This window comes from Streptomyces sp. AM 2-1-1 (assembly GCF_029167645.1).
Lineage (GTDB): Bacteria > Actinomycetota > Actinomycetes > Streptomycetales > Streptomycetaceae > Streptomyces.
Map to the genome: position 1 here is coordinate 3,291,513 of NZ_CP119147.1, position 21,256 is coordinate 3,312,768.

The following is a 21,256-nucleotide window of genomic DNA, read 5'->3' on the forward strand; positions in this document are numbered from 1 at the left end:
CTGTTCGTCTCACCTCACGGGCCACCCTCCGAGCGGGGCACACCCGCGCCCACGGAGCCACGCGCCCGGTGCGCACGCGCGGAGCGTCCGCAGCCGGCGCGGTCCCACGAAGCACCGAGCGGGCGCACGGAAACGGGCCGGACCCGGCAGAGTGCTCTGCCTGGCCCGACCCGTTGGGTTCCTGCCACCGCGGGGTGCGGTCTCGTATCCGTGGTCCTTGCTTCCTCGCGAGCGGTGCTCCCGAGGAGGGACCGCGGACCGCCCGGCCCCGTCCTGGCGCACGGAGGCGTCAGACGCGACGGTGCCGCCCGTAGTGCTCACCCGTGGACTCGAAGAACTCGGAGTTCCCGAGGTGGGAGTCCTTGTCGAACTCCGGGGAGCTCTTGATCTGCTCCTTGTCCAGGTCCACGTAGACCTTCTGCTCCTCCAGGTCGACCCGGCGCACCGTGCCCGCGGGGAGCAGGACGTGCTTGCCGAAGATCCAGACCCCGGTGTCGACCACCAGGTAGGAGGAACCGACCTCGTCGGAGTGCTTGTCGACCTTGCCGATGCTGCCGTCGGTCGCTTCGACCTTGAAGCCGATCAGATCGGCTCCGGCGGTGTGGCCGGCCGTGGGCTGGTAGCCCCAGATGTTCTCGCTCATCTCTACGGCTTCCTCTCTCTTTGTCGGAAGGTGGTGACTGGCTCAGCGGGACGGGCTTCCTCCGCCACATGTGCGGTTCCCGTCCTGAACTTCGCCTGCCCGGCCTGATCGACCTCATGCATCGCAATTCTCAAAATCCGCTGCGGGAGCGCTGCGTGACGCGCACTCAGCGTCGCTTCCGGCCTGCGAAAGACCCCATCCGGGCCGTCCCACGCGATTTCCCATCCGGTCGGGAGAACGCCGAAGAGGGCCCACCCATCGGGAGTGGACCCTCTTCGTACAGCGAACGCGACGTACAGGTGGTTCTTACGGACTACCACCGGTACCAGCGGTGGCTGCCACCCTTCGGGCGGGCCACGAAACCGATCAGCCAGAGAACCAGCACGATCGCTGCGACGATCCAGAGCGCCTTGAGCGCGAATCCCGCACCGAAAAGAATGACGGCCAGAAGAAGTACAAGAAGCAGGGGAACCATGATTATCAACCTCCGAAGCATCTGTTGCCCCTCCGACTCCGCTCCACACACGCGAACGCGACTGTTTCTCGGGGAATTTCCGGGGCATCCGAAGGGGCTCTTCCGCGAGGCGGAGCCCCGCCTCCCCACGCCCGGGCCCAGCTCCTCGGCCACCGGGCCTGCTGCTCCTCGTCCCCGCGCCGCGCCGCGCGCACCCCGTCCACTGGACCGCAGCCCGCGTGCGATGTCACCCTTCGACCATGGGAACAGGACGGCGCAGTCAGGAAGCCCGGGACGAGATCACCGTGGAGATCGGCTACGCGCTGGTCAGTGCGGGCTTCCTGGGAGCTGTCATGCTCGCCGCCATCGCGGGCCCCGCCCTCGTCTGGGACCTCTCCCCCGCCACCGACAAGGCCCTCCTCGTCACGGGAGCCACCGTCGGCGGAGTCCTGGCCGTACTCCGGGTCTTCCACGTCCTCTGGCGACACGGGCATCCGCAGCCCTGACTCCCCGGAGCCGGCTCTCCGCTCCCGGCTCCCAGTTCCCGGGTCACGGCTCCCGGCTCCCGGCTCCCGGCTCCCGGCTCCCGGCTCCCGGCTCCCGGCTCCCGGCTCCCGGCTCCCGGCTCCCGGTGGATGATGCCCGACTGGCGCTTCCCGGCGCCGTACCAGGCCGCCTCCGGCGCATGGCCCCGCCCGGCTTCGGCGCGTGACCCCCGCGCCCCGATTCGGTGCATGGCTGCGGCCCTCCTGGGCATCTCCCGCCGCGCTCCCGACGGGCGTCCCCCTCCCTACCGGCGCAGGCCGGAATCTTCCAGGACGCCGTTCTCACCGACCGCCGCGAGCAGCCAGATCGGGAACTCCGGATCTGCCTGGCCCACCGTGAGGCCGAGCCAGCGGCCGGTGCCGGGGATGCGCCAGACCTGCATGCTCCCGGCCAGGTTGCACAGCTGCCCGAGGGGCTCCGGGGCAGCGAGGGAATCCTCCGCGTCCTCGCCGACGGTCAGCCAGGGCCACAGATCGACCGTCTCGGGATCGCCCCACCGTTCGGTCAGGACCGTCGCCACGGCGCTGAACTCGGCCTCGATCTCCTCTTCGGCCGGTTCGGCCGTCTCCTCATGACGACCGTCCCAGAAGTCCTCGCTCGCCCGCAGGATGAGCAGGTGGTGGCCGGGGCCGCTGCTCCGCACTCCGCTGTCCTCGGCTTCGTCGCCCTGCGGGAACGGCAGGGCGAGCACATGGTCGACGAGGGTGACCCGCTCGGCGGTCGTGGTGGGGGTCGGCAGACTGCCGCGGTCGGACGTCTCGGATGTCATGCGCACGGATCTTGCCAACCGCACCCCGGACGCGGCGAAGCGGGGGGTACGCACGGCCGGTGGCCGGTCGTACCCCCCGCACGGTCAGGCGGCGGAGACGGTGGTGCGAGCGCGGAGCAGTACCGGTGTGATCCCTGGAACCAGCACCGCACAAGCCCTGGGGAACGGCATCGGGAACGACGCCCAGGGAGGGGCGGGATCAGCAGCTCAGGTTCGAGCCCGGGGTGGTGCCCAGGATCGAGGTGAACGACTGGTAGGAGTTGATGCGGCTCTGGACCTGGGCGGGGTTACCGCCGTTGCACTCGATGGAGCCGTTGATGGAGCGGATGGTTTCGCCGAACCCCGCTCCGTTGACCATGGCGTTGTGCGGGGTCATCGTGCCGGGGCCGTTCTGGGTGTTCCAGTACCAGAGTGCGGTCTTCCAGGCCACGGCCGCGTCCGTCTGGACCAGGTTGGGGTTGGCCAGCAGGTTGATACCGAGGGCGTCACCGGCGGCCTTGTAGTTGAAGTTCCAGCTGAGCTGGATGGGTCCGCGTCCGTAGTACGCGGACTGGCCCGCCGGGCATCCGTAGGACTGCGAGGTGTCGCAGTAGTGCGGGTAGTTGGCCGTGTTCTGCTCGACCACGTACACCAACCCGCCTGTCTCGTGGTTGACGTTGGCGAGGAAGGCCGCCGCCTCCCGGCGCTTGACGGTGTCGCTGCCGGTGTTGGCGAAGCCGGGGTACGCACTCAGGGCGGCGGTCAGACCGGAGTACGTGTAGAAGGAGTTCCGGTTCGGGAACATCTGGTTGAACTGCGTTTCGCTCACCACGAAGCCGGAGGGGTTCGGGAGACCGGGGTCGGTGGAACCGCCGCCGGTGCCACAGGTGCCGGCGTCGGACCAGACATCGGTGTTGCCGGGAATCTCGTTCTGGGTCCACCACTTGGCGGTCCAGTTGTGTCCGTTGCGGGAAGCGGAGTTGCCGCCCCAGTAGACGGACGAGGAGTTCCAGGCGGGGGCACAGGTCGCCGCGGAAGCCGTGGTGGCGGGAAGGACGACGACGGTGGCCGCTACGGCCGCTGCCGCGGCGAAAAGACCCATGACGCGTCGGAACACGTGATCACTCCTTCGGTGCGACGCTGCGGCCGGAGTTCTGACCCCTCCGGACACGCGCCGCCGTGTGGGGGTGCGGCCACTCAAGCGACGCTGGTCTGGACCTGTCAAGGTCTGGACCAATCTTCGCCCGGAGGCGAGGAGAGTTCCCACCGCGCCCTCCACCCGCCGACGCGTCACGCGTCAGGGCCCCCAACAGGGCCTAAACATGTCAGCGTTGGCGAGTTTCCCCCATCCGAGGGCGATCGGAGGACGAAAGAAAAGGCGTACCGTTCCGCTCCCTCTTCGACCCGGTCGTCGAGGCACATCCGAAGATCGGCTCCGGCCCCTCGCCCTACCGCACCCCGCACCCCGCACCCCGCACCCGTACAAGCCCGCATCCGACCGGCCCCGTTCCCCTCCGGAGCAAGGAGCAAGGAGCAAGGAGCAAGGAGCAAGGTTCGAGGGTCGGGGAGCACGGAGTACCAAACACGGAGCACGGAGCACGGAGCACGGAGCGAACTGAACAGGGGGCGAACACCGGCCGACAACACTCCCGCCCCCGCTCCGCAGGCCCTCGCACACTCGTACGGTGGGCCTCCAAGAGCGCCTCGTAGGCGCCCGTTCACGTCGCCGGGCGCCCGCTCGGGGGCCCATGTGCGCACCGGGACACGTGCGCACATACGCGTATACGCACGGGGGAGTGCGAGGCAGCCATGGAGTGGTTGAACGCAGAGAACGTCGTCGCAGTCCTGACCGCCGCGGTCGGCGTGCTGGTCTCCGTCGGCGTGATCTGGTACGAGCGCCGGGTCCCGGCCCAGCGGCGTATCGGGTACCGCGTTCAGATGGACACCCCGATCGGCAGCGGCGTCAACGTCCGGCTGGGGCTGTTCGACGAGACCCCCGAGATGTCGGACGCCACTCTCGTCCTGCTGCGCATCGAGAACGACGGTTCGCAGTCCATCTCCCGGGAGGACTACACCGGCATCGACCGGCACGGCCTGACCGTGGAGTTCACCGACCGTACGGTGCGCGGGATAGCGGTCACCCAGCCCGTCGAGTCCGGCCACCTCATGGAGCACTTCACTCCCGCCGCCGGGATGCGGCAGGAGGGCGGCCTCATCCGGCTGCCGCGTGTACCCCTCAACCGCCATCAGCACTTCAAGCTCCTCGTGATGCTCACAGGAGGTCAGGTCGGCAGTCCGATCGCGGTCGTCGGCGGCATACGGGACGGGGACGTACGCGTGAACAGCGCGGCCCGTCCCGACGAGAAGCCTCCGGTGTTCAGCCGGGCGGCCCGGTTCATCACGGTGGCGCTGACGGTCGGGGTCGTCACCCTCTCCTCGATCATCCTGGCGCTCGACCGCACTCCGCCGCCGGTCGAGTGCGCCCGGGGGAGCCTGCGGGTGGCGGGCTCCACCGCGTTCCAGCCCGCCGTGACCGAGCTGGCCCGCCTCTACACCGACGCGTGCGAGGGCTCCTCGATCGAGGTGGACATGCACGGCAGCGACGCGGGTGTCCGGTTGCTCGACGACCGCGGCGCATCCCCCGCGACGGTCGTCTTCTCGGACGACCCGAAACCGGGTGGCTACCCGCGGCTGCGGGAGAACAGCCGCGTCGCCGTGGTGCTCTTCTCCCTCGTCGTCAACGACCAGGTACGCGTGGATGATCTCTCGCTCGACGACGTGCGCAGGATCTACCGGGGCGAGATCCGCAACTGGAACCACTTCCCGGGCAACCCCGACCTGAGGATCCGGCTCGTCAGCCGGGACGCGAACTCGGGCACCCGGGTGGCGCTCCAGCACCGGGTGCTGGGCGGCAACGAGCCCATCCCCACCTCTTCCCGGGACTGCCGGACCCCCGACGACCCGACGGCCCCGGTCGTCCGGTGCGAGGTGGGCAGCACCGACGAGGTGCTGCGCACCGTCGGCGCGGTCGACGGGGCGATCGGCTACAGCGAGCTGCGCAAGGGCGCACCTGCGCCGGAGGGACTGCACCGCATCACCATCGACGCCGAGGCACCGTCCCCCGACAAGATCACCACCAACGGCTACCCGTACTGGGTGGTCGAGTACGCGTACACGTACGAGACGCCCGCCCCCGGCTCCCTCGCGGCCCGCTTCCTCGACTACGTGAACAGCCACGACCAGCAGGTCCTGCGCAAGCACGGCCACGTGCCCTGCTCGGCCCCCCAGGCGTACCCGCTCTGCGGCGACCACCCCGGCACCTGACCCGCCAACCGGCCCCGGCCCCGGCCCCAGCGCCCGCACCAGCACCGGCGCCCGCACCAGCACCCGCACCCGCAGAAAGCGCCGGCCGGCAGCGAACCCGCACGCACGTGACCGGAAACCGCACGCGTCCGGAAACGGCGGCGGGCCGGGACACCGATGCGTGCGTGTCCCGGCCCGCGGCCGTCATGCGGTGTCGCCCGGTCCTCCGGGAGGCACCAGCCCTACAGGAACGAGTTGATCTCGATCGTCTCGGTGCGGCCGGGGCCGACGCCGATCGCGGAGATCGGGGCGCCGGACATCTCCTCCAGCGCCTTCACGTAGGCCTGCGCGTTCTTCGGCAGGTCGGAGAAGGTCTTCGCCTTGGTGATGTCCTCGGACCAGCCCGGCAGGTTCTCGTAGATCGGCTTCGCGTGGTGGAAGTCGGTCTGGTTGTACGGCAGCTCCTCGACACGCTTGCCGTCGATCTCGTACGCCACGCAGACCGGGATCTGCTCCCAGCCGGTGAGCACGTCGAGCTTGGTGAGGAAGAAGTCCGTCAGGCCGTTGACCCGGGTCGCGTACCGGGCGATCGGGGCGTCGAACCAGCCGCAGCGACGGTCGCGGCCGGTGGTGACCCCGCGCTCGCCGCCGATGCGGCGCAGCGCCTCGCCGTCCTCGTCCAGCAGCTCCGTCGGGAACGGGCCGGAGCCGACGCGCGTGGTGTAGGCCTTGAGGATGCCGATGACGCGGCTGATCTTCGTCGGGCCCACGCCGGCCCCGGTGCAGGCGCCGCCCGCGGTCGGGTTCGAGGAGGTGACGAAGGGATACGTGCCGTGGTCGACGTCGAGCAGGGTGCCCTGGCCGCCCTCGAAGAGGACGACCTTGCCGTCGTCGATGGCGTTGTTGAGGATCAGCGTCGTGTCGGCCACGAACGGCTTGATCTGCTCCGCGTACTGGAGCATCTCCTCGACGATGCCCTCGGCCTCGATCGCGCGGCGGTTGAAGACCTTGGCCAGAAGCTGGTTCTTCTGCTCCAGGGCCGCCTCGACCTTCTGGACGAGGATCGACTCGTCGTAGAGGTCCTGGACGCGGATACCGACACGGTTGATCTTGTCGGCGTACGTCGGGCCGATGCCGCGGCCGGTGGTGCCGATCTTCCGCTTGCCGAGGAAGCGTTCCGTCACCTTGTCGAGCGTGACGTTGTACGGGGTGATCAAATGAGCGTTGCCGCTGATCAGAAGCTTGGACGTGTCGACGCCCCGCTCGTTCAGTCCGCTCAGCTCGGAGAGCAGCACCGCGGGGTCGACCACGACACCGTTACCGATCACCGGAGTACATCCCGGTGACAGGATTCCGGAGGGGAGGAGATGCAGTGCGTACTTCTGGTCGCCTACGACAACCGTGTGACCGGCGTTGTTGCCGCCCTGGTATCGCACCACATAGTCGACGGATCCACCGAGGAGATCGGTGGCCTTCCCCTTGCCCTCGTCACCCCACTGAGCACCGAGCAGCACAAGTGCGGGCACAGGCGTACACCCCTTCCGGGCGGGGCATGTCCAAGGTCAGGGGCGTACGTAAAGGTCGTACTTGGCGTACGACGATGTACGACAAAGCCTGAACCGTCGAACCGGGTGCCCCGGAATAGACGAAGCCCCTGGCGCAATAGCGCAAGGGGCTCTTGCACCAAGATGCTACCCGAGGAAGGACCGAGGTGTCGGCTGCAGAGCCCCCCGGCGACGACGGCCACCAGCTACTGGTGGTCATCGACCCGGTTGCCCGCCGGACCGACGGTGAGTCCGTCCGTATCGCGAAGGACGTGCTGAACGCCGGAGCGCACGCCAAGATCTCGCTTCCGGACACCCCGGAGGAGTTCGCCCGTGCCCTGTCCCGGCGGGGTAGCAGGCGGCCGGTCGTCATCGGCGACGACCGCGCCCTGCTCCGCGCGGTGGCGCAGTTGCACCGGGACCGGGAGCTGGCCGACAGCGCCCTGGCGCTCGTCCCGGTCGGCGCCCCGCCCACGCTCCGGCTGGCGCACTCCCTCGGGGTTCCGCGCGGCGCGGTCGCGGCGGCGCGGACGGCGCTGGACGGGGCGGTGCACCGGCTCGACCTGCTGGTCGACGACAGTGACGGCGTGGTCCTGGGCGGCGTGGACGTCCCGGCGCCGCCCCCCGCCCCCGGCGGCGGCCAGGGCGTGGACGGCCCCGGGCCCTCGCACACGGGCGTCACGGCCGTCTGGGACACCTGCCGTTCCCTGGTCCGCACCCTGGTCCGGCCCGCTCCGCCGGGGGCCCCGGCCGGGGCCCCCGGCCTCCGCCTGCGGGTGGAGGCGGACGGGGTCCTCCTGTACGACCTGGACCGGCCGGTGGAGGCCGTCACCGTGGCGTCGCGGAGCGGCCGTGGCCTCGCGGAGGTGGTCGTCCGCACGGCGGGTGGCGAGATCGTGCGGGTCGAGGCCAAGGCGGTGACGGTCTCCGGCCCCGATTTCCGCTACCGCGCCGACATACAGCTCCACGGCCCGGTCCGGCGGCGGACCTGGACGGTGCGGGCGAACGCCTGGGGGCTGATGGTGCCGGCGGCGGAAGCGGCGGCCTGACGGCCCACCCGGTCCGGCGTGGCCCGGGCCGCCCCGGACGCCTGTTACACCTGCGACACCTGCGACGTCCGCGCCGCCCGGGGCTCCTAGCCCCCCAGGCCTCTCGGCCCCGAGGCTCCTAGGACACCCCGGTCCCGCGGGAGGCCCCGGACGCCCGGGTGTCGTCCAGCTCGGCCGTCCCGCCCTTCAGGTCGATGCGCAGCCCGTGCTCGGTGACCGTGACGGCGGTGGGCTCCAGGCCCAGGGCGGCGGCCGCGCCCTGCGGGTCGGCGTCCCCGGTCGTACCGGCGGCCGACAGGTCGTCGAGGGCGGACTCGATGCGCCCGGTCAGCGACTTCGGGGCGTCGATGCCGAGCATCTTCGCCCCGGCCAGGGTGAAGTGGAGGGTGCCGTGGCGCAGTTCCGGCCGTATGTCGGCCTGCCCGAGACCACCCGTACCCAGGACGAGCCGCAGTGTTCCGTCGGCGGGCCGGGGCTCGACTCCGCCGACCATCGCGGCGAACGCACCGCCGGAGGCCCTGACCCGTTCCCGCAGCGCGTCGGCCGGCACCTCGGCGCGGGCGCTGCTGCCGGAGACCGACGCCCGCCCGTTCTCGTCGGGGACCGTGAGCCCCCGGAGCTCGGCGTCGACCGTCACCCCGTCGAACCCGGCGAGGCCGGCGTCGTCCGCGTGCAGAGTAACGGTGCCCAGCTTCCCCCGGGCGAGACCCACGAGGGCCCAGCCGTCGTAGTCGGCCTCCACGCCGGAGCCGAGCCGCTCACCGGCCAGCTTCTCCACCCGCTCGCCCACCACGTGCCGGGCCGCTGCCTCCGCCCCGCCGGCCACCACCAGCAGTCCGACGAGGAGGGCGCCTCCCAGGACAGCGGTGCGCCGTCGTACGAACCGTGCCTTCACGCGGTGCCTCCAAGGGCTCTCGACGGCGTGTTCGCGGTCAGTATGGACCGCCCTCTCCTGCCTCCTCCCCCGCAAGGGCGCACCTCGTCCCTCGGGCCTCGTCCCTGCGGCCTCGTCCCTCGGACCTCACACCTCCACGCGGAGTCCCTTCAGCCCTCGGATGACGTACCCCGGGTGCCACTCCGGCTCCTCGACGCACCGCATCCCCGGCGCCTTGCGGAGCAACTCGCCGAATGAAGCCGCGAGTTCGATGCGGGCCAGCGGGGCGCCGAGGCAGTAGTGGATGCCCGCGCCGAAGGTGAGGTGCGGGTTGTCCGGCCGGGAGAGGTCGAGGGTGTCCGGGTCCGTGAAGCGCTCCGGGTCGCGGTTGGCCGAGCCGAAGAGCAGGGCCACCTCGGAGCCGCGCGGGATGTGCGTACCGCCGAGCTCGATGTCGTCCAGGACCCAGCGTTCGAACATCTGCAACGGGGTGTCGTACCGCAGGAGTTCCTCGACGGCCGTGGGCAGCAGGGAGTGGTCCGCGCGGAGGGCGGCGAGCTGCCCGGGGTGGTGGAAAAGGGTGCGCCAGCCGTTGACGGTGGTGTTGACGGTCGCCTCGTGGCCCGCGTTGAGCAGCAGTACGCAGGTGGAGACCATCTCCTGCTCGCTGAGCCGCTCGTCCTGGTCGTGTGCGGCGATGAGCCCGGAGATCAGGTCATCACCCGGCTCCTCCCGCCGCACGGCGATGAGTTCGCGCAGGTAGGCGGAGAACTCGGTGGACGCCCGCACGGCTGCCCGTGCGGTCTCCTCCGGCGGGTTCAGCTCGAACATCCCGCAGATCGCCGCCGACCAGGGGCGCAGCAGGGGCCGGTCGGACTCCGGAATGCCCAGCATTTCGGCGATCACCGCCACCGGCAGCGGCTCGGCGACCGCCGCCAGGAGGTCGCCACCGCCCTCGGCCACGAAACTGTCGACCAGCTCGGCGGCCAGACGCCGCACGGTCGGTGCGAGCCGCTCGACCGTGCGGGGCGTGAACGCCTGGGAGACGAGCCGCCGGATGCGGGGGTGGTCGGGCGCCTCCAGGTCGAGGAGGCCCTGCCCGTTGAGGGTGGTGAACGGCTCGTGCGCGGCGGGCGGCGGGGTGACGCCGAACTCCTCGTGGGTGAAGCGGTGCAGGTAGGTCCGGCCGAGCCGCCGGTCGCGGAGCAGCCCCGACACGTCGGCGTGGTGCGGGACGAGCCACTGCCGGGTCGGCTCGAAGTAGTGGACCCGGCCGGCGGCGCGCAGTGCGGCGTAGGCGGGGTACGGATCGGCGACGAACGCCGGTGACCAGGGGTCGAAGGACACGTGCATGGGCCGACGCTACCGGCCGGTGCCCGGGGCCGGCCGGATCCCCGGGGACCCGCTACCCCGGTGTGACCAGCCGGGCCTCGTAGGCGAAGACCGCCGCCTGGGTGCGGTCGCGCAGGCCGAGCTTCACCAGGACCCGGCTCACATGGGTCTTGACGGTGGACTCGGCGACCACCAGGTGCGCGGCGATCTCCGCGTTGGAGAGCCCTTGCGCGACCAGCACCAGCACCTCCGTCTCGCGTTCGGTGAGGTCACCGATCCGGGCGAGCACGGGGGTCTTCGGCGCCACGGCGAGCTGGGAGAACTCGGTGATCAGCCGGCGCGTCACGGTGGGCGCGAGCAGCGCCTCACCGGCGGCCACCACGCGTACGCCGTGGGCGAGTTCGCTGGCCGAGGCGTCCTTGAGCAGGAAGCCCGAGGCCCCGGCGCGCAGGGCCTGGTAGACGTACTCGTCCAGGTCGAAGGTGGTCAGCACGAGCACCTTCGCCTCCGCGTCGGCGGCGACGATCTCGCGGGTCGCCTCGATGCCGTTCATCTCCGGCATCCGGATGTCCATCAACACCACGTCCGGGGAGAGTTCGGCGACCCGCGCGACCGCCTGCCGCCCGTCGACCGCCTCGCCGACGACCTCGATCCCGGGCATGGCGTTCAGCAGCACCGTGAAGCCCTCGCGGACCATCATCTGGTCGTCGACGATCACGACCCGGATGTCGCTCACGCGGCGGCCTCCCGTGCGGTTCCGTCGGGTTCGGCGCCGTCGGCGGGCCCGGTGGGCTCCGCCGTCCGGGGGACGGGGAGGAAGACGGCGACCTCGTAGCCGCCCTCCTCGGTCGCTCCGACGCTCATCTCGCCCGCCAGCATGGTGATCCGCTCGCGCATTCCGGTGAGGCCGTGGCCCGCACCGGGGGACGCCTTGACCGGCCCGGTCGGCGGCCCGTTGACCACCCGTACCCCGAGCCCGCCGAGAACGTAGGCGATCTCGACGACGGCGGTGGCGCCGGGCGCGTGGCGCAGGGTGTTGCTCAGCGCCTCCTGGATGATCCGGTACGCCGACAACTCCACGCCCTGGGGCAGTTCGCGCACTGCCCCCGTGACCGTCTTCTCCGTCTCCAGGCCCGCGTCGCGGACGTTGTCCAGCAACCGGTCGAGCCGCGCGAGCGTGGGCTGCGGGGCGTCCGGCGCGTCCTGGTCCTCGGCCCGTACGACTCCGAGGACGCGACGCAGTTCGGTGAGGGCGGCCACCGCGTTCTCCCGGATGGTGACGAACGCCTGCTCCAGCTCGGGCGGCGGGTTCTCCACCCGGTACGGCGCCGCCTCCGCCTGGATCGCCACCACCGACATGTGGTGGGCGACCACGTCGTGCAGCTCCCGCGCGATGGTGGTGCGTTCCTCCAGGAGGGTGCGGCGGTCGCGCTCGACGGCAGTGACCGTGCGCTGGACGGTCACCTCCCGCTCCGCCTCGCCCACCTCGCGCCGGGCCTCGCGGCGGACCTGGACGAGGGTCACCACCAACAGGGCGATCGCCGACACGACGAACATGGGGCCGGCGGTCGAGCCGCTGGAGTACGGGGCCGAACCCTCCATCAGGATGCCCAGCAGCAGGGTGAGCGTCCACGCCCAGGCGGCGGTACGCGGCCGGGTGCGGGCCGCGAGGACCACCAGCACCACCAAGTGCCCCCACAGGCTGCTCGCCCCCCAGGGCCAGAGACCGCCCGCGGCGGCGACGACCAGCGTGGCCACCATGGAGCCCCAGAAAGCGGCCACCGGACGGACCAGCGTCAGCGCCACGGGTATCGCCGGCACCACGCCGAGGAACAACCCGTCGCCGGACTGGGCCAACCCGAGGAACACGCAGATCAACGCGGCCCCCAGCACCAGCGCGTGCGGGATCCACACCAGCTTCTCCCGTGCGGCGGCGGGGAGTTTGCGCAGCAGGGGTCCGTCATCGCTGAGCGGGGGCAGTGGACGGTAGGCGAACGCGTCCTGGAGGAGGTCCTGCCGCAGGCTGCCCAGCGCGCCCGCCGCCACCTGGAACTCCGGTGTTCTCGTCTTCGTCTGGGCTCGGGTCTCGGTCACGTCCCCACGGTAGGGCGAGGTACGGGCCCGGGTCGTCCCCACAGAAGCGGATGCGAGGGCCTCCGTCTCAGGGACTACGGTTCCCACGCGGCGGGGGTCTCACGGCCGGGCGGCCACCCAGACGCTCCGCTCGGTACGGACCGTGAGGTCGTCGCGGCGCAGCACACCGTCCGGGCCGTCCGCATCGGTGAGCGCGTCCAGAGTGGCGAGGTCCTCCGCGTCGAGCACGCCGTCGAGCGCGGACCGGACACGGGTGAGGGAGGCCTGGACGTAGCGGCCGGTGGCGGCGGGCAGCGGGGCGGCCAGGTCGATGGCGACGACCCGCTCCGCCACCACGTCGAGCCCGGCCTCGCGCAGCCGTGCTCCCCACTCCTCGGTCATGTGCATCCCGGCCGCTGCCCGGCCCTCGGCCTGGGCCGCGTGGCAGCGCTCCTCCAACCCGGGGCGGCCGATGCCGAGGTCGTCGGGGAGGAAACGCGGGAAGCCCTGGAGTTCGACCGCGACCATGAGCCCGCCGGGGCGCAGCACCTCGCGGACCCGGGCGAGGACCCGGCCCGGGTCGGCCAGGTGGTGGAGCGAGGCCGACGCCCACACCAGGTCGTACGGTCCGGCGGGCAGAGCCTCGGTGTCGAGGTCGGCCACCACCGTACGGATCCGGTCGCGGACCCCGTGCGCGACGGCTTTCTCCTCCGTCCGGGCGGCCATCGCCGGCGACGCGTCCACGGCGGTGACCTCGGCGTGGGGGAACCGGCGGAGCAGGGCGAAGGTGCCCGCGCCGGTGCCGCTGCCCAGGTCGAGCACGCGAAGGTCCCGCCCGCCCGCCGCTCCGGGTGCGCCCGGCTCCGGCACCCCGGTCGCCTCCGCCCGGCCCGCCACGCCGCCGGACAGCTTCTCGATCCAGCCCGTCAGCTCGTCCAGGTGCTCGTGCAGCACCTCCGCGTCGAGGTCCAGCATCTCGGTGAGCACCGAGAAGTCCGCGTCCCGCGCTCCGTCGCCGTGCCCGTGCGCATGGCCGTGGTGTCCGGGTCCGGAGTGGCGGCTCGCCTCTTCCTGATGGCGCCCGTGCTGATGGTCGTGCCCGTGCTGCCGGCGTTCCTTCTCTTCGCTCATGCTCCGAGCGTCGCATGTCTTGCGCCGACGGCATAGCATCTTGCGTATGACGCAAGACGGTGAACTCGACTCCCTGGTCCGCAAGCGGATACGCGGCCTCCGTACCGCCCAGGGCTGGTCGCTCGACGATCTGGCCGCGCGGTGCTTCCTCAGCCCGTCCACCCTGAGCAGGATCGAGACGGGCCACCGGCGGATCAGCCTCGATCAGCTGAGCTCGCTCGCCCGCGCTCTCGGGACGACCCTGGACGCGCTGGTGGAGTCGGTGTCCGACGAGGACGTGGTGATCCACCCGCAGCACGACGCGGAGTGCGGGACCACGACCTGGCGGCTGAACCGGGAGGGCGGGCAGCCGGGCGTCACCGTGGTCAGGATGGCCGTCACCGCTCCGGAGCCCCGGCACGGCCGGGACGAGCTGAAGGTCCACCCGGGCGGCAAGGACTGGTTCACCGTGCTCTCCGGCACGGTCGTGCTGCTGCTGGGGGAACGCACCATCACGGTGGAGTCGGGCGAGGCCGCCGAGTTCTCCACGATGGTCCCGCACACCTTCGGCGCGCGCGGCGGCCCGGCCGAGATCCTCGCCATCTTCGACCGCGACGGCCGGCACACCCACCTGCGGCCCGAGCGCTGATCCGCGGGACACCCGCAGACCCCACCGGGCCTGCCGGCGCTGCCAGCCCCCTCCGGGCCTGCCCCCTCCGGGCCGGCCCCCGTCCGCCGGGCCGGAGGTCACCAGGCGAGCTGCTCCAGCTCCTCCGCCACCAAGGCGCAGGCGTCCGTCGAGGGGTCGATGAGCGGGAAGTGGCCGACCTCGTCCAGCAGGGTCAGCCCGACCGTCTCCCCCGCCGTCGCCGCGGCGGCGACGAACGCCTCCACGACCGCCTGCGGCACGACGACGTCGTCGCAGCCCTGCACGATGTGGGTCGCGATCCCGGTGGGCAGCAGGACGGCGGGGTCGACGTGCGGACGCCGTTCGGCGAACCCCTCCTCGCCGCCCAGGAGTTCGTGAACGGCCCCGGAGCAGATACCGAGCTTCGCGGCGGTCACCAGGTCGGCGACGGGCGCCAGCGCGACCACCCCGCGCAGCGGCGGAGGTGCGGGCAGCCGCCACGGCGAACCCGCGGGCAGCACATGCCGGGCCGCCGCCCAGAGCGCGAGGTGACCACCCGCCGAATGTCCGGCGACCACGGTCCGCCGCAGGTCCGCCTCGGGCAACTCCCGGGCGGCGAGGGCCGGGAGGGCGTCCATCGCAGCGGCCACGTCGTCGAAGGTCTCGGGCCAGCGGCCGGCCGCGTTCTCCTTCCCCGACGAGGACGAGGACGACGGGGAGCCTCCCCGCCGGTACTCGACGCTGGCGACGGCGAAGCCGCGGTGGGTGAGGAACCCGGCGAGCGGCGACACATGACGACGGTCGTACGGGGCACGCCAGGCGCCGCCGTGGAACAGGACGACCAGCGGCATCCCGGTCCGCCCGTCCGACGGGGCCCAGAGGTCGATGACCTGGTCGGGGTGGTCTCCGTAGGCGACGGTCCGGTCGGGGGCGATCTCCGGATGGGCGAACGCCGACTTCTCCTCGACGGCGTCCCGATCGCGCGCGGCGGAATCCGACATCGTTGCTCCAACCATCCTCGGGGCTGCCCCACTTGTCCGACCTGCGGGGACCGTACCAGTACCCGGAGCGGTCGCCGGACGGGGCGGGTTCGTCCACACCCCGTCGGCGACCGCTCCACCGCCGGTACCGGCTACCGCACCACCGCCGGTACCGGTTACCGCTCCGACGCCACCGACCCCGCCGGCACGTCCGCCAGCACCCCGGCCAGCACCCGGGCCGCCCGCTCCGCATCGGCGAAGCCGACGTACAGCGGGGTGAATCCGAAGCGCAGCACGTCGGGGCGGCGCAGGTCGCCGACGACGCCCCGGGCGATCAGTTCACGCATCACCGGTTCGGCCTCGGCGCACCGCAGCGCGACCTGGCTGCCGCGCTCGGCGTGCGCGGCCGGGGTGACGGAGGCGACCCGGCCTTCGGGGGCGTACGCCTCGACGCACTCCAGGAAGAAGTCCGTCAGGGCGAGGGACTTGGCGCGCACGGCCTCGATCGGCACCCCGTCCCAGACGTCGAGCGCGGACTCCAGCGCCAGCATCGAGAGGATGTCGGGCGTCCCGACCCGGCCCCGGAGGGCGCCGTCGGCGGGCTCGTAGCCGGGGGCCATGCCGAACGGGTCGGCGTGCGAGGTCCACCCGGGCAGCGGGGAGTCGAAGACGCCCTGGTGGCGCTCGGCGACGTACAGGTACGCGGGTGAACCCGGGCCGCCGTTCAGGTACTTGTACGTGCAGCCGACCGCCAGGTCCACGCCGTGCTCGTCCAGGCCGACCGGCAGCGCGCCGGCGCTGTGGCAGAGGTCCCAGACCACCACGGCTCCCGCGCGCTGCACGGCGGCGGTCAGCGTGGGGAGGTCGTGCAACCGTCCGGTACGGAAGTCGACGTGATTCAACAGCACGGCTGCCGTGCGGGAGTTGACGGCGCTCGCCACGTCGGCGGGGTCGACCGGGACGATCCGGTGACCGGTCATCCGGGCGGCCGATCCGGCGATGTAACCGTCGGTGGGGAAGGTCGAGGCGTCGACGACGATCTCGTCGCGTCCGCCGGGTGCGAGGCGGGTGGCGGCGACCAGCGCCTTGAAGACGTTGACGCTGGTGGAGTCGCCCACCACGATCCGGCCCGGGGCCGCGCCGACGATCGGCGCGATGCGGTCGCCGACCCGCTCCGGCGCGGTCCACCAGCCGCTCTCGTCCCACGACCGGATGCGCAGCTCGCCCCACTCGCGGGTGAGGACGTCGTGCAGCCGGTCGGGCACGTGGGACGGGAGCGCGCCAAGCGAGTTGCCGTCCAGGTAGACGCCCTCGTCGAGGGTGAACAGCTCACGCAGGGGGGCGAGTTCGTCGGCCGAGTCGAGCTTGGCCGCACGGTCCGCCAGCAAGCGTTGGGGGGTCTCAGACATGACTGCGGGCCGTCCAGAGTTCGGGGAACACGTTTTTCGTCGCGCGCTTCTCCAGCCACGCCACTCCGGCGGAGCCGCCGGTACCGGTCTTCGAGCCCATCGCCCGCCGGGTCGCCACCAGGTGGTCGTTGCGCCAGCGCCAGACCAGCTCACCGACGTCCGTGAGCAGCTCGCCGAGGCGCACCAGGTCGTCGTACTTCTCCGGGTCGGCGTATATCCGGCTCCAGACGGCCTCGACCACCGGCGAGGGCTCGTACTTCTGCCGCAGATCACGGCCGAGGACGGACTGCGGCACCGGGTGGCCGCGCCGGGCGAGCAGCGCCAGCGTCTCGTCGTAGAGGCTCGGCTGGCTCAGCGCCTTCTCCAGCTCGGCGTGGACGCGCGGGATACCCCGGTGCGGGACGAGCATCGAGGCGGACTTGTCCCCGAGGAGGAACTCCATCCGCCGGTACATCGCCGACTGGAAGCCGGAGCCCTCGCCGAGCGAGCCGCGGTAGGAGTTGAACTGGGCGGGGGTGAGCTGGGCCAGCGGGCGCCAGGACGCGTTCAGCGCCTCCAGCTCGCGCAGCGAGCGCTTCAGCGCGTCCCGTGCGTCCGGCAGCCGGTCCTCGCGCAGGGCCAGCACCGCGGTCTCCCACTCGTGGACCAGGACGGTGAACCAGAGTTCCATCACCTGGGTGGTGACGAGGAAGACCATCTCGCCGGGATCGTCGGAGCGCAACTGCTGCAAATGGGTGAGGACGTCCGCCTGGACGTAGTCCTCGTAGGGAGTCGTTCCCGCGAAGTCGAGGTACGGGGTGTCCGCACCGGTCTCTTCGGGGTCGGGGTGGTTCGCCGACATCGCTGTCTCCTCGACACGAGCTTCCGGGTAGCGGTCCGCCCCGTCCTAGCTGGGTGGGCTCCGGTCCCCTGCGGCGCATCCTACGACCGGGAACCGCCCGGTGGCTCGGCCCGGAGGCGGATGACCGCGTACCCGGCGTCCGGGGCGACGCGGACCGGCCCGCAGCCGGCGAAGCGGGCTGCGGGCCGGTCGGCCTGGCACGACGGGTGTCCCCCGGCCCACGGCGAGGGCGGGCCGGGGGCTCCGGGGTCAGCCGAGGATGTCGGCGGCGGTCGGCGAGGAGTCGCGGAGGAACGTCGAGCAGCGCTCGTACTCCGCCTGCTCACCGATCGACTGCGCGGCGCGCGCGAGGGCGTGCAGGGCGCGGAGGAAGCCGCGGTTCGGCTCGTGCTCGAACGGCACGGGCCCGTGGCCCTTCCAGCCGGCCCGGCGCAGGGCGTCGAGCCCGCGGTGGTAGCCGGTGCGGGCGTAGGCGTACGACTCGATGACCCGGCCGCCCTCGAAGGCGTCGTCCGCCAGCTGCGCCCAGGCGAGCGAGGAAGTGGGGTACTTCGCCGCGACCTCGGCGGGCGGGGTGCCGCCGGCGAGCAGCTCACGCGGCTCCGGGTCGTCGGGCAGGTGGGTCGGGGCGGGGCCCCCGAGCAGGTTCTCGTGGATGGACATGGGTCCCAGTGTGCCTGGCACCCATCCGTTCCGGGACACCGCCCGGCCCGGTGGCACCGCCCCTCCCGGGCACGGACGGCGCCCCTCCCGCGGGACGGCCCCTCACCCGGCGGGCGGCCGCCGGGAGGGCTCCAGGGGTGGTGCCACGACCCCGCAGTGGATGGTGCACTCGGGCCGGCAGGGCTCGGCGTCCGCCGTGTCCGCGGGACCGGGCGCACGGCCCGCCGCACGGCCCCGCGCGCCGTCCGCCCCCCGCCCCGGTCCCGCGGCGGGGGGAGCGGCGGGGACGGCGGCAGGGGCCGGCCTGCGTACGGTGCAGAAGGCGAGCACCGCCCCCGCCACCAGCAGTCCCGCGCACATCGGCATCGCCCGCCGGAAGGTCGCGGCGAACTCTTCCGCGTCCCGGTACGCCTCCGGGCCCATGCCCGCGAGCAGCGGCAGCGCGGCGACCGCGATCAGCCCGGCCGCGCGGGCGGCGGCGTTGTTGATGCCGCTGGCCAGCCCCGCCTGCCCGGTGTCCACGGCCGCCAGCACCGTCGCGGTGAGCGGCGCGACCAGGGTGACCAGGCCGAGGCCGAGCACCACCACGGCGGGCAGCACCTCGCTCGCGTACCCGGTCACGGAGGCGCTCCCGGGCCCCACCCGCAGCATCAGCAGCATGCCGGCCGCTGCCAGCAGAGGGCCGGCGGTGAGCGGGATGCGCGGCCCGATGCGGTGGCCGAGTTCTCCGGAGGCGGCGGAGAAGAAGAGCATCAGCACGGTCGTCGGGAGGAGCGCGGTGCCCGCGCCGAGCGCCGAGTAGCCGGCGACGACCTGGAGCTGGATGGCGGAGAGGAAGAAGAACCCGCCCAGCGCCGCGTACACGCAGAACGTCACGAGGTTGACGACCGTGAACAGCCGGGAGCGGAAGATCGCCGGCGGCACCATCGGGTCCGGCCGCCGGCGCTCCACCTGGACGAACGCGGTCCCGAGCACCACCCCGCCCACCGCCGCCCCGATCACCAGGGGTGAGGCGCCCTGCCCCGGCGCCTCGATCAGCGCGTACGTCACCAGGGCCAGCGAGACCGCGCCGAGGACCGCCCCGAGCACGTCGAAACGCCCGTGGGCGCGCGGGTCCCGGGACTCCGGTACGTGGCGCAGCGCGACCGGGACGCAGAGCACGGCGACCGGCAGGTTGAGCAGGAACACCCAGCGCCAGCCGGGCCCGTCGACGAGCCAGCCCCCGACGAACGGCCCGATCGCCGCCCCCACCCCGCCGAAACCGGACCAGAGCCCGACCGCCCGGGCCCGGTCGTCCGGATGGAAGCTCGCCTGGATGAGCGCCAGCGACCCCGGGGTGAGCAGGGCCCCGCCGATCCCCTGGAAGGCGCGCGCCGCGATCAGCACGGCGGCGTTCGGTGCGAGCGCGCAGACCAGCGAGGCCAGGGCGAACCAGATCACGCCGACGACGAAGACCCGCCGCCGCCCGTACCGGTCGCCGAGCGCCCCGCCCAGCAGGATCAGCCCGGCGAGGGTCAGCATGTAGGCGTTGACGGTCCACTGGAGGGCCGCCAGGTCGGTGCCGAGGTCCTGGCCGATCCGGGGCAGCGCCACGTTGATGACGGTGGAGTCGAGCATCGCCATGCCCGAGCCGAGGACGGTGGTCAGCACGATCCAGCGCCCCAGCCCCGAGGCGGCCCGGATCTCCCCGGCGGCTCTCGGCGCACCGGTGGGGCCGGTCGTTGCGGGGGTCTCACCCATGGGGGCAGCATCGCCGCTGCCCGGAGCGGCAGCCAGCGGGCGGCGGCAGCCGTGGGGCGCGTCCGGTGGCCGCCGTACCGCCTAGGTCAGGGCGCGGACCGCCCGGACCAGCGCGTCGACGCCGGCCTCCGCCTTGGCGCGCGGACAGCCGACGTTGAGCCGTACGAAGCCGTCCGCGCCGTAGACGCGGCCCGGCATGACGGCGACCCGCTCCCGCTCGATCAGCTCGCGCTGGAGGGCGTCGTCGTCCGGGCCGAGCGGCCGCAGGTCGATCCAGGCGAGGTATCCGGCCTGCGGCGGGCGCCAGCCCAGCTCCGGGAGGGCGGCGCGCAGCCGGTCCTCGACCAGGGCGAGGTTCCCTGCGATGTAGGCGCGCGCGGCGTCGAGCCAGGGTCCGCCCTCGCGGTACGCGGCGATGTGGGCGGTGAGCGAGAGCACCGCCGGGGACTCCAGCCCTTCCGCCGTCGCCATGCGGCGCAGGTACTCCGCACGGTCCGCCGGATCGCCGATCAGTCCGTACGAACCGGTCAGTCCGGGGAAGTTGAAGGCCTTCGACCCGGAGGTGATGAGCGCCCAGCTCTCCGGGCCCCGGTCCGCCACCCGCGGCCAGGGCACGTGGTGGTGCCCGTCGTGCGCGAAGTCCGCGTGGATCTCGTCGCTGATCACCCGCACCCCGTGGCGCGCGGCCAGCTCCGCGGTCCGCACGAGTTCGTCCGTCGTCCACACCCGGCCGGTGGGGTTGTGGGGCGAGCAGAGCAGCAGCACCTTCGCGTCCGGCCGGGCGAGTTCCCGCTCCAGGGCCGCGTCGTCACCGACCGGTACCCCGCGCAACTCCCGCCCGAGACCGAGGACCGCCTTGCGGAAACCGTCGTACGTGGGGGTGTGGGTGACGACCGCGTCGCCGGCCCCGGTCCACATCCGCAGCAGCTGGGAGAGCTGGTTGAGCACGGAGGGCCCGTAGACGAGCTGTCCGGTGTCGACGGTGGTGCCGTGGCGCGTGGCGTACCAGTGGGCTATCGCCGAACGGAAGTCGTCCTGCTGCCAGTCGGTGTACCCGAACACCCCGTGGTCGATCCGGGCCCGCAGCGCCGCCAGCACCTCGGGAGCGGTCGCGAGGTCCATGTCGGAGATGGTGAACGGCAGCAACCCGTCCACCCCGAAGCGGTCGGCCACCCCGTCCCACTGCACGCTCCAGGTACCCCTGCGGTCGACGACGGTGTCGAAGTCGTAGGACGGACGCACAGCGGCACCTCACAGGGTCGGTTCACGGGTTCCGTACGGTCCGGCGGGCGCTGGGCCCACCGGTCGCACATGCCACG

At 72.5% G+C, this 21,256-nt stretch carries 20 protein-coding genes; 4 read left to right on the plus strand and 16 right to left on the minus strand.

Translation table 11 applies throughout. The features are described from left to right. Positions 1-289 precede the first annotated feature (289 nt). Both PZB77_RS14045 and PZB77_RS14050 read right to left on the minus strand, forming a co-directional pair. Positions 290-643, minus strand: coding sequence for a PRC-barrel domain-containing protein (locus tag PZB77_RS14045; RefSeq protein WP_275492936.1), 354 nt, complete (start codon positions 641-643; stop codon positions 290-292). A 313-nt stretch (positions 644-956) separates the two neighbouring features. Further along, positions 957-1,118, minus strand: coding sequence for a hydrophobic protein (locus PZB77_RS14050; RefSeq protein ID WP_266707077.1), 162 nt, complete (start codon positions 1,116-1,118; stop codon positions 957-959). A 239-nt stretch (positions 1,119-1,357) separates the two neighbouring features. Here PZB77_RS14050 and PZB77_RS14055 point away from each other — a divergent pair, with 239 nt between their 5' ends. Next, positions 1,358-1,603 carry a DUF6332 family protein gene (locus PZB77_RS14055; protein ID WP_275492937.1) on the plus strand — a complete coding sequence of 82 codons (246 nt, stop codon included), beginning with the start codon at positions 1,358-1,360 and terminating at the stop codon, positions 1,601-1,603. Positions 1,604-1,887: 284 nt separating this feature from the next. Here PZB77_RS14055 and PZB77_RS14060 read toward each other — a convergent pair whose 3' ends face one another. Both PZB77_RS14060 and PZB77_RS14065 read right to left on the minus strand, forming a co-directional pair. Then, positions 1,888-2,412, minus strand: coding sequence for a hypothetical protein (locus PZB77_RS14060; RefSeq protein WP_275492938.1), 525 nt, complete (start codon positions 2,410-2,412; stop codon positions 1,888-1,890). A 199-nt stretch (positions 2,413-2,611) separates the two neighbouring features. Then, positions 2,612-3,508 carry a glycoside hydrolase family 19 protein gene (locus PZB77_RS14065; protein WP_275492939.1) on the minus strand — a complete coding sequence of 299 codons (897 nt, stop codon included), beginning with the start codon at positions 3,506-3,508 and terminating at the stop codon, positions 2,612-2,614. Positions 3,509-4,200: 692 nt separating this feature from the next. Between PZB77_RS14065 and PZB77_RS14070 the strand changes: the two genes are divergently transcribed. Continuing rightward, complete coding sequence (locus PZB77_RS14070; protein WP_275492940.1) at positions 4,201-5,715, plus strand: substrate-binding domain-containing protein; 1,515 nt, start codon at positions 4,201-4,203, stop codon at positions 5,713-5,715. Positions 5,716-5,936: 221 nt separating this feature from the next. Here the strand turns inward: PZB77_RS14070 and PZB77_RS14075 are convergent, their stop codons facing one another. Continuing rightward, positions 5,937-7,220 carry an adenylosuccinate synthase gene (locus PZB77_RS14075; protein WP_275492941.1) on the minus strand — a complete coding sequence of 428 codons (1,284 nt, stop codon included), beginning with the start codon at positions 7,218-7,220 and terminating at the stop codon, positions 5,937-5,939. Between the two features lie 185 nt (positions 7,221-7,405). Here PZB77_RS14075 and PZB77_RS14080 point away from each other — a divergent pair, with 185 nt between their 5' ends. Then, entirely contained in the window at positions 7,406-8,287 is an 882-nt protein-coding gene (locus PZB77_RS14080; RefSeq protein ID WP_275492942.1) for a diacylglycerol kinase, read from the plus strand. A 118-nt stretch (positions 8,288-8,405) separates the two neighbouring features. Here the strand turns inward: PZB77_RS14080 and PZB77_RS14085 are convergent, their stop codons facing one another. The 5 genes from PZB77_RS14085 to PZB77_RS14105 all read right to left on the minus strand — a co-directional run bounded on the left by PZB77_RS14085 (position 8,406) and on the right by PZB77_RS14105 (position 13,697). Beyond that, the gene (locus tag PZB77_RS14085) at positions 8,406-9,182 is read right to left on the minus strand and encodes a hypothetical protein (RefSeq protein ID WP_275492943.1); all 777 of its coding nucleotides are present in this window, start codon (positions 9,180-9,182) and stop codon (positions 8,406-8,408) included. A gap of 126 nt (positions 9,183-9,308) precedes the next feature. Continuing rightward, a complete protein-coding gene (locus PZB77_RS14090; RefSeq protein WP_275492944.1) occupies positions 9,309-10,514 on the minus strand; it encodes a cytochrome P450 in 1,206 nt (401 codons plus the stop codon). A 52-nt stretch (positions 10,515-10,566) separates the two neighbouring features. Continuing rightward, positions 10,567-11,229, minus strand: coding sequence for a response regulator transcription factor (locus PZB77_RS14095; protein WP_275492945.1), 663 nt, complete (start codon positions 11,227-11,229; stop codon positions 10,567-10,569). Beyond that, positions 11,226-12,587, minus strand: coding sequence for a histidine kinase (locus tag PZB77_RS14100; protein ID WP_275492946.1), 1,362 nt, complete (start codon positions 12,585-12,587; stop codon positions 11,226-11,228). The genes PZB77_RS14095 and PZB77_RS14100 overlap by 4 nt, the downstream gene beginning before the upstream one ends. A 99-nt stretch (positions 12,588-12,686) precedes the next feature. Next, the gene (locus PZB77_RS14105) at positions 12,687-13,697 is read right to left on the minus strand and encodes a class I SAM-dependent methyltransferase (protein WP_275492947.1); all 1,011 of its coding nucleotides are present in this window, start codon (positions 13,695-13,697) and stop codon (positions 12,687-12,689) included. A gap of 46 nt (positions 13,698-13,743) precedes the next feature. Here PZB77_RS14105 and PZB77_RS14110 point away from each other — a divergent pair, with 46 nt between their 5' ends. Beyond that, positions 13,744-14,325: an XRE family transcriptional regulator gene (locus PZB77_RS14110; protein ID WP_275492948.1), complete on the plus strand. Its 582-nt coding sequence runs from the start codon at positions 13,744-13,746 to the stop codon at positions 14,323-14,325. 98 nt (positions 14,326-14,423) lie between these two features. Here the strand turns inward: PZB77_RS14110 and PZB77_RS14115 are convergent, their stop codons facing one another. The 6 genes from PZB77_RS14115 to PZB77_RS14140 form a co-directional block, all read right to left on the minus strand. Then, the gene (locus PZB77_RS14115) at positions 14,424-15,305 is read right to left on the minus strand and encodes an alpha/beta hydrolase (RefSeq protein WP_275492949.1); all 882 of its coding nucleotides are present in this window, start codon (positions 15,303-15,305) and stop codon (positions 14,424-14,426) included. 155 nt (positions 15,306-15,460) lie between these two features. Continuing rightward, complete coding sequence (kynU, locus tag PZB77_RS14120; RefSeq protein WP_275492950.1) at positions 15,461-16,693, minus strand: kynureninase; 1,233 nt, start codon at positions 16,691-16,693, stop codon at positions 15,461-15,463. After that, a complete protein-coding gene (locus PZB77_RS14125; protein ID WP_275492951.1) occupies positions 16,686-17,534 on the minus strand; it encodes a tryptophan 2,3-dioxygenase family protein in 849 nt (282 codons plus the stop codon). The genes kynU and PZB77_RS14125 overlap by 8 nt, the downstream gene beginning before the upstream one ends. Before the next feature lie 249 nt (positions 17,535-17,783). Then, on the minus strand, positions 17,784-18,197 hold the full coding sequence (locus PZB77_RS14130; RefSeq protein ID WP_275492952.1) for a DUF3151 domain-containing protein: 414 nt from the start codon (positions 18,195-18,197) through the stop codon (positions 17,784-17,786). A 102-nt stretch (positions 18,198-18,299) separates the two neighbouring features. Further along, a complete protein-coding gene (locus PZB77_RS14135) occupies positions 18,300-19,937 on the minus strand; it encodes an MFS transporter (RefSeq protein WP_275492953.1) in 1,638 nt (545 codons plus the stop codon). 81 nt (positions 19,938-20,018) lie between these two features. Next, on the minus strand, positions 20,019-21,179 hold the full coding sequence (locus PZB77_RS14140; RefSeq protein WP_275492954.1) for a MalY/PatB family protein: 1,161 nt from the start codon (positions 21,177-21,179) through the stop codon (positions 20,019-20,021). Positions 21,180-21,256 lie beyond the last annotated feature (77 nt).